Source organism: Deinococcus rhizophilus, assembly GCF_030271215.1.
In the GTDB taxonomy this organism is placed as follows: domain Bacteria; phylum Deinococcota; class Deinococci; order Deinococcales; family Deinococcaceae; genus Deinococcus; species Deinococcus rhizophilus.
Genome location: NZ_JASNGB010000155.1, coordinates 1 through 7,146, shown reverse-complemented (window position 1 = coordinate 7,146; position 7,146 = coordinate 1). Strand labels below are relative to the sequence as shown.

Annotated in this window: 10 protein-coding genes and 1 pseudogene; 4 read left to right on the top strand and 7 right to left on the bottom strand. The window is 72.1% G+C overall.

Annotated elements, in window-relative coordinates:
• The 4 genes from QOL99_RS13435 to QOL99_RS13420 form a co-directional block, all read right to left on the bottom strand.
• The coding region (locus QOL99_RS13435; RefSeq protein ID WP_285524553.1) for a 1-acyl-sn-glycerol-3-phosphate acyltransferase at positions 1–365 on the bottom strand (365 nt) is incomplete at its 3' end.
• Entirely contained in the window at positions 362–1,387 is a 1,026-nt protein-coding gene (locus QOL99_RS13430; protein ID WP_285524551.1) for a carotenoid biosynthesis protein, read from the bottom strand. The genes QOL99_RS13435 and QOL99_RS13430, both read right to left, overlap by 4 nt.
• A complete protein-coding gene (locus QOL99_RS13425) occupies positions 1,384–1,785 on the bottom strand; it encodes an NUDIX domain-containing protein (RefSeq protein WP_285524550.1) in 402 nt (133 codons plus the stop codon). Before QOL99_RS13425 ends, QOL99_RS13430 begins: the two co-directional genes overlap by 4 nt.
• A complete protein-coding gene (locus QOL99_RS13420; RefSeq protein WP_285524548.1) occupies positions 1,776–3,311 on the bottom strand; it encodes a phytoene desaturase family protein in 1,536 nt (511 codons plus the stop codon). The genes QOL99_RS13425 and QOL99_RS13420 overlap by 10 nt, the downstream gene beginning before the upstream one ends.
• Positions 3,312–3,389: 78 nt before the next feature.
• Between QOL99_RS13420 and QOL99_RS13415 the strand changes: the two genes are divergently transcribed.
• Positions 3,390–3,578 (top strand): hypothetical protein, encoded by a 189-nt coding sequence (locus QOL99_RS13415; RefSeq protein ID WP_285524547.1) that lies wholly within the window; start codon positions 3,390–3,392, stop codon positions 3,576–3,578.
• Between the two features lie 4 nt (positions 3,579–3,582).
• Here QOL99_RS13415 and QOL99_RS13410 read toward each other — a convergent pair whose 3' ends face one another.
• Together QOL99_RS13410 and QOL99_RS13405 are read right to left on the bottom strand one after the other, a co-directional pair.
• Positions 3,583–4,173 carry a GNAT family N-acetyltransferase gene (locus QOL99_RS13410; protein WP_285524545.1) on the bottom strand — a complete coding sequence of 197 codons (591 nt, stop codon included), beginning with the start codon at positions 4,171–4,173 and terminating at the stop codon, positions 3,583–3,585.
• Positions 4,170–4,619 carry a ketosteroid isomerase-related protein gene (locus tag QOL99_RS13405; RefSeq protein WP_285524543.1) on the bottom strand — a complete coding sequence of 150 codons (450 nt, stop codon included), beginning with the start codon at positions 4,617–4,619 and terminating at the stop codon, positions 4,170–4,172. The genes QOL99_RS13410 and QOL99_RS13405 overlap by 4 nt, the downstream gene beginning before the upstream one ends.
• Before the next feature lie 201 nt (positions 4,620–4,820).
• Here QOL99_RS13405 and QOL99_RS13400 point away from each other — a divergent pair, with 201 nt between their 5' ends.
• Positions 4,821–6,029, top strand: a complete 1,209-nt coding sequence (locus QOL99_RS13400) for a hypothetical protein (RefSeq protein WP_285524541.1) — start codon at positions 4,821–4,823, stop codon at positions 6,027–6,029.
• Between the two features lie 407 nt (positions 6,030–6,436).
• Here the strand turns inward: QOL99_RS13400 and QOL99_RS13395 are convergent.
• A pseudogene (locus QOL99_RS13395) lies at positions 6,437–6,654 on the bottom strand (M3 family oligoendopeptidase); the annotation flags it as partial.
• Between QOL99_RS13395 and QOL99_RS13390 the strand changes: the two are divergent.
• Both QOL99_RS13390 and QOL99_RS13385 read left to right on the top strand, forming a co-directional pair.
• Positions 6,648–6,872, top strand: a complete 225-nt coding sequence (locus QOL99_RS13390; RefSeq protein ID WP_285524540.1) for a hypothetical protein — start codon at positions 6,648–6,650, stop codon at positions 6,870–6,872. The pseudogene QOL99_RS13395 and the gene QOL99_RS13390 overlap by 7 nt on opposite strands.
• Positions 6,873–6,876: 4 nt before the next feature.
• Positions 6,877–7,146, top strand: a 270-nt coding sequence (locus QOL99_RS13385) for a flavoprotein (protein ID WP_407650187.1), incomplete at its 3' end; no start/stop codon positions are given.

Genomic DNA, 7,146 nt, shown 5'->3' with positions numbered 1-7,146 from the left:
GCGCCGGGCCGCAAGTCGCGGAGGGGACCGGCGGGCTGCAGGGTCCCTTCCGGAAAGACGACCACCCACGCCCCTGCCCGCGCCGCCCGCACCGCCGCCCGCAGCTCGTCCGCCCCCAGCGCCCCCACCCGCCGCAGAAAGGGGTAATGGGCAAGCTGGCGGGGTGTCATCAGCACACGGGCCTCGGCCCCCGCCTGCCAGCCGAGTTCGCGCAGCACGTACCCGTCCCACCAGGAGTGGTGGTTGGGCGCGATCACCGCCCCGCCCGGCGGCCACCCTCCCCGGACCCAGACCCCTCCCAGCCCGGTGCGGACGCTGCGGCGGATGGAGGCCCGCAGCATCGCGGCAACCGGGTCCGGCCTCATGCCCGCACGGCCCGCGCCAGGGCCAGCGCCGCCAGCATCACCGCCAGCGTGACCCCGGCCTCCAGCAACCGCCCGACGAGGACGAGTCCCCCCGGCAGGAAGAACAGTTCTATGGGGTAGGCAGCGGCAAAGGAGAGGCGCGAGAGGTCGGGGCGGGGGGCGGGTTCCACGCGGACAGCCTGGGTCCGGAAGCCCACCGATACGCGGCCTGCGGCCCGCACCTGCATCGGCCAGCCCCACCCGCGCCCGGCCCGCCCGAACAGCCCCGGCGCGATCCGGGTAAAGGCCCAGCTCAGTCCGGTCCCGACCACCCACCAGCCCACGAAGTTCTGCACGGGCGCCCCGGCCCACAGCGGCGCGGGGTCGTTCCACAGCCAGTACCGCTCGGCGGTCATCAGCGGTTCCAAGCCCACGTCCCACGCCACCATCAGCAGGCCGGCCAGCCACGCCCGCCCCCCCGCCAGCCGCGTGGCGGCCAGCGTCAGCGCGAACCACCCCAGCGGCACGATCAGGGGAACCGTCAGGAGGGTGGGCGGCGGCGAGGTCTCGTAGGAATACACGCCGAAGGGAAACCCGGTGCGGCTGCCCAGCAATTCCACCGCCCAGCCGACCCCGAACGACAGCGCCGCCATCGCCCAGGCCCGCCGCGCCCCCACCCGCTCGGCGGCGTAGAGCCATCCTGAGACGCACAGCGCCCCCGTGCTGAGCAGCCCCAGCACCGGAAACCCCTCCGGCCAGAGGGGGACCGGAATCTTGAGCGCGGCATAGGCACCCAGCCACCACATCCAGGGCCGCATCTGCGCCGAGAGCGCCGCCCACCGCGTCCGCAGCGTGCCCGCGAAGTCGGCTCCCAGCGCGTCCCCGGCCAGCGCGAGCCCCAGCGAGGCGGGAAAGGCCACGGCGATCAGCCCCCACCCCAGCGCCGCACCCCGCAGCACGAGGAGCGCCCCCAGAAAGGCGACACCCAGCGCGGCGAAGGCGAGCAGGGAGCGACGCAGGGTGGGGGAGAGGCACAGGCTCAACCCGCCACCGTCCGCAGGGCCGTGAAATAGGTCTGGGTCGTCTGCGAGACTTCCCCTGGCAACCTTTCCAGGGGCCACCAGCGCAGTTCCGAGGCGTCGTCCCCGGCCTGCGCCTCCCCGCCTGCAAAGTCGGCGACGTAGACGTGCGTTTCCCAGTCCACGACGTTCCCATCCGGGTAGGTGTGGCGGTGCGGAAAGACTCCCAGCGGGCGCAGGTTGCCCACAGTCAGGCCCGTCTCCTCGTGCAGTTCGCGCCGAGCGGCCTGTTCGGGCGCCTCACCTACCTGGGCGCCGCCACCCGGCACGTCCCAGTGGCCATTGTCCCCGCGCCGCACCAGCAGCACCTCACCAGCCTGCAGGACGGCCACTCCTGCGCCGATCCGTCCTCTCACTTCCATCCCCGCCGCGTCAGGTCCCGCAGCAGCACCCGCGCCGCGTTGCGCCCCGACGCGCCCATGATTCCGCCGCCGGGGTGGGTGCTCGCGCCCGTCAGGTACAGGCCCCCTACCCCCGGCCAGCGGTACTGACTCGCCGCCATCCAGGGCCGGAAGGCGAACATCTGGTCGAAGCTCATCTCCAGGTGCATCACGTTGCCCCGGTGTAGGCCGAGGTTGGTTTCGAGCCACTGCGGCGTCTGCACGAGTTCGCCCACGATGGTGTCGCGCGTGCCCGGCGCGTAGTGCTCGAAGGCCCGCAGGATATTTTCCCGCGCCTCGGCGGTGCGCGTCTCCCAGCTGCCGGAGGCCAGTTCAAAGGGGTAGTACTGCGCCCACAGCCACAGCACCTCGCCTCCCGGGGGCGCGAGACTGTCGTCCACGGCGGAAAAGGTCATGGCGATCAGGGGGGGATCGGTCGTCGGCTCGCCCGCGAGGTATTCCCCGTAGGCCTTCGCCAGTTGCCGCTCGTCCTTGATGAGGAGCCCCAGCCCCACCCGCGAGTCCGGCTCGGTGTGCTGGCGGTACCTCACCTTCTCGCTCAGCGCCAGCCGCAGGATCATCCCGAAGCCGTTGCCCACCCGCACCCGCCGCGCAGCCTCCGGCACGTGCTCCTCGGGCAGCGCCCCCGCCGTCGTCAGGATGTGGGCACCGGACACGACGGCGCGGGCGGTGTACTGCTCGCCGTTTTCCAGCTCGATGCCCTGCGCCTTCCCACCCCTCACCAGAATCCGCCGCACCGGGGCATTGACGTGGACCTCGCCGCCGTAATCCTCGATGGCCCGCCGCAGCGCCCGCGTCAGGCCGCCGCTGCCGCCCTTGGGCCGGGCGACCCCGCCCTCGTGGTAAAGGGGGTGCCACAGCAGGAAGGGGGCGCTCAGCGGGTCCGTGGGCGGCGGGCCGCTCTGCGCCGCCATCCAGGTCAGGGGTGCCCGCACCCGCTCCTCCGAGAAGTACTCCCGCGCCACGTCCCCGTAGGGCCGCAGGATGCGCGAGAGCTGGGTCTGCATCTCGCGGCCCCGGCCACTGCCCAGCACCATCTTGCCCATCTCCAGCGGTCCCGGCGCCGAGTTGAACAGGTCGGCCACCGAGCGGGCAAACGGGGTCCAGTCGTCCAGAAACTTCCGGTACGCCTCGCCCTGACCGGGGAAAAGGGCCTCCAGCTCGCGGGCGGTGCGCTCCGGGTCGCGCCAGACGAACCACGGCGTCTCGCCGTCCGAGGCGTGGAACATCGGGTCCACTTCGAGGTAGTGCAGGCCGTGCCGGGTCAGCTCCAGCTCGCGCACGACGGGCGTCATCCGGATCAGGATGTGGGCGCTGCCCCCGTAGTCGAAGCGGTAGCCGGGCACCAGTTCCTCGGTGCTGACGGCCCCGCCGACGATATGGCGGCGCTCGAAGACGCCCACCTTCAGGCCCGCCCGCGCCGCATAGGCCGCCGTCACCAGGGCGTTGTGGCCTGCTCCCATTACCAGCACGTCGTAGTCCGGCATTCTGGCCCCGAGTCTGGCACGCCGGGCGCTCCAGGGACGGTCAGGAATCCGCCAGAGGCCGCCCGCTACCCTGGGCCCATGTTCGGTCGCCGCGTGCCCCCCCATATCGTCTTCGCCCTCAGCGTGCTGCTGGCTGCGTTGTGCGCGGTTCCCGCCGTGCGCTACGGCATGGCTGAAAACTGGCTCCCCGCCCTCGTCTGGGGCGCCGCCTCGGTCTGGTTCGCGGTGGACGCGGTGCGGGCGAACGGCTGGCGCAAGAGGGGCTGACCCTCTACGCCAGCCGCCTGACCCAGAAGCGCATCGGCTTGGGCGTGTCGCCTGTCTCGCCCACGTCCGGCCAGCTCAGCGTCGTCTCGAGATCGGGGCGTTCGACGTAGCCCCGCGCCTCCCAGAAGGCGTTCAGCGGGCGGTAGCCCTCCGGCCGGGCCGGGTGGTCCGCCGGGCGCTGCACCGCGCAAAAGGCCGTGACGGGCAGCCCCAGCCGCCGGGCGTGGGCCTCCCGCTCGTCAAAGAAGCGGTGCCCCAGCCCGCGCCCCCGGTACCCGGCCCGCAGCACGCTCTCTCCCAGGTACAGCACGTCTCGGGGACCAAACTCGGACCTCAGGAAGGGGCGCTGAATCTCCGCCGTCTCCGCGACGAGGGGCAGCGCGGTGCTGGCCCCCACCACCTCCGCCCCGTCCCGCACGAGCACCACGAGAGCACCAGGTGCTTCCAGATAGGTCTGGAGGTAGCGTTCCTCGTACCCGGGATTTCCGCCGTACAGGTACGGAAAATCGCGGAAGACCTCGGTCCGCAGCCGGGCGAGGCTGGGCAGCGCCCGGCGCAGTTCCTCGCCGCTCGCCGGGGTGACGCTGAGGCTCAAGCGGGCTCCGTCCCCGCGTTCACCTGCCGGGTCCACTCCGCGAGGTTGTAGTAGTTCGTCACGCGGGCGATCCTCCCGCCTCGCACCTCGAAAAAGGCACCGACCGGCAGCACGTACCTCTGCCCCGTCGCCCCGGGCAGGCCGGGGTCGGTCTTGAGGTACTCGCCGTGAATCACGAACTCGGCGGCGGCCCGGGTCCCGTCCGGGGTCGCCATCACCACGAGCTCCTCGGCCCGCTCGCGGTAGTGGGCGTCCATCTTCGCCAGAAAGGCGCGGAAAGCCTCCAGCCCGCGCCGCGTCTCGCCCTCGTTGACATCGTGCTGCACGTCGCCCGTGAGCAGGCCGAGCATGCCCTCGGCGTCGCCCGCGTTGAAGGCGGCGTAGTACCGGGTCACGAGGTCGAGGGTCTGGGCCTGGGGAGTCTGGGTCGGGTCACCGGAGGTCATGCCGGGCAGTGTACCGAGTCCCCCACTGGGGGAAGGGGTGTGGCGTTCCTCACATCGCTAAAGAATTTCGCGTTCTGGCCGCGCACTTTGGGGTGGCCCGGCGGGTGGCCTCTGCTATGGTTTGGCCTAAGCAGTGCCCACGAGTCTTCGCGCGTCCGGCGGTGCCGTCCGGACCGCCCCCCATCCAAGGAGTTGCCCCGCATGAAGCAGATGCGTTACATCCTGACCCGTCCCTGCCTGCAGGAAGGCGTCCTGCGGCTTCAGAAGTACCTGGAGTCCACCTTTCCCGAGAGCGGTCCGGCCGTCTTTGTGGACGACCGGGGCCGCGAACACGGGGTCGAGATCGACCGCGCGGCCGGGGTCGTGCGCGGCCTGCACGGGCTCTACCACGACGCCAACCTCGGCGTGAACGACGTGCTGATGGTCACGCCGCTGGAGCCGGGCCGTTACAGCGCCGAGGGGATCGTCAAGCCCCACGCACCCATCACCACCCCGCGCACCGAGCACCAGCGCCCGCCCGAGCCGCGCCGGGTGGTCGTGACCGCGACCCCGCATGTCCGCGAGGTCAGGATGCAGCATGCCGAGGCCGGGGCCACGTCCGGGCGTCCGGCCGCCCCTCACACCGAGCTGCCCGCCCGCGAGCCGCTGCTGCCCATCACGGAGGCGCCCGAGCGTTCCCGCGCCGCCGCCTCGCCCGGCCCAGTGCCCGGCCCGCTGCCCGAGACTCCCGAGTCGCAACTGGCCGAACTCGCCAGCCTGACGGGGTATCAGCTGAGCTACGCCGCCCCCGGCGTGGCCCGGCTCGCGGCCGAGCTGGGCGAGTTCGGCTACGTGGTGCACGTCGCCCTGACCGACTCGGCCCGGCGCTCCGGGTGGGAGAGCGGCGCCGATTACACCGCCCTGCTGACCGGCGAGGGTCAGAAGGCGGCCGGAACACCGCGCCTCACCCACGAGGGCCTGACCGCGCTGCTGGAGCACGCGCGGCTGGCCCCCCTGTCGCCCATCGACCTGCGGCCCTACTGGGAAGCGGGCGACCTCGACCTGGACGCGGCGGCGGGGGTTTCCGAACTGGTGGGCGCCCACCTCGCCCAGCGCGGGGCCTTTTCCTTTGTGCTGCTGACCCTGGCCTCCCAGCCCGCGCACAGCGTCCTGTCGGTGCCGCGCCTCGCCGAGCGCCTGGGCAGCGGCGTGAACCCCGCCGAGCTGCGCAGCATCCTCGACACCCTCAGCCGCGCTCCCTTCCTGGCGCTGACCCCGCTGCCGGGCGGCCAGTACCTGCTGCGGGCGGGCGTCGCCGAGATGCTGCGCGACGTGGCCGACTATGCCGACGGGGTGCGCCGCCGCCTCCGCCCGGCGACCCCGGCCTCGGCCCAGGCCGCCGGGACGGAGCGAGCGGCCACGCTGGTCTAGAGCATGTGCCATAAGAATGCGGTGGGTTTCCGCATTCGTTGGCCGAGCGGACTTGCAAAGCTGCGCAGCAGAGCGAGCGAATTGAAGAAGAGCATTGGGCATTCGGGGAGGCACCTGGGGCGCCCTTCCCCGGGGGCCGTCATTCTGTCCAATGCTCTAGGCCNTAGAGCATGTGCCATAAGAATGCGGTGGGTTTCCGCATTCGTTGGCCGAGCGGACTTGCAAAGCTGCGCAGCAGAGCGAGCGAATTGAAGAAGAGCATTGGGCATTCGGGGAGGCACCTGGGGCGCCCTTCCCCGGGGGCCGTCATTCTGTCCAATGCTCTAGGCCGGAGCGCGGGCCAGGGGCGAAAGCGGAGGGGACGACGGTTCGCGCCTCGCCCCCCTCCTCCTCCCGCCCCCCCCCGCTCAGCTCCCGTTTGCCAGCCGCTCCCGCAAAAAGCCCATCAGCCCCCGGACGTGGTCGCGGTCGAAGCGGAACTCGGTTCCGGCGGCGCGGTACAGCTCGGGCACGGGCACGGTGCTCCCCAGGCGCAGGCTGGCCGTGTACCGCTCCAGCGCCCCCGCCAGATGCCCATCGCCGCGAGGTAACACATCGCGTACTCGGTGTAATAGCAAGGTGTTCGCCCTCAACCGCGTCCCCCATTCTGGAGAGAAACGGCTGCTGGCGTTGAGCGGGCGCCTGCCGTTGCTGCCCCCGCATTTTGCCCGGCAGGTGGGGGCCCCGCTGACCTCCGGCCCGGACACGCTGGCAGGGGTGCCGGAACGGGCGGGGGCAGTGGTGGACGGGGTGCTGGCGCCGCTCGCGTCGCGGGGCGAGCGGCCCGATTTCGGGGATACTTGACCCCGTGAACGTGTCCGAATCGTCCGCCTCGCCCACCGTCCTCGTGATCGTCGGGGGCAGCATCGCCGCTGTGAAGGCGCCCTCGGTGCTGCGGCGGCTGCGCGAGCGGGGAGCTGAGGTCCGGGTGATCGCCACCCAGGCCGCGCTCGCCTTCGTGACCGACCTCAGCCTCGCCACCGCCGCCGCGCACGAGGTCGCCACCGACAGGGCGTGGTTCGCCCCGCGCCCGGACGCCCAGCACCTCACGCTGGCGCGGGCGGACGCGGTGGTCGTG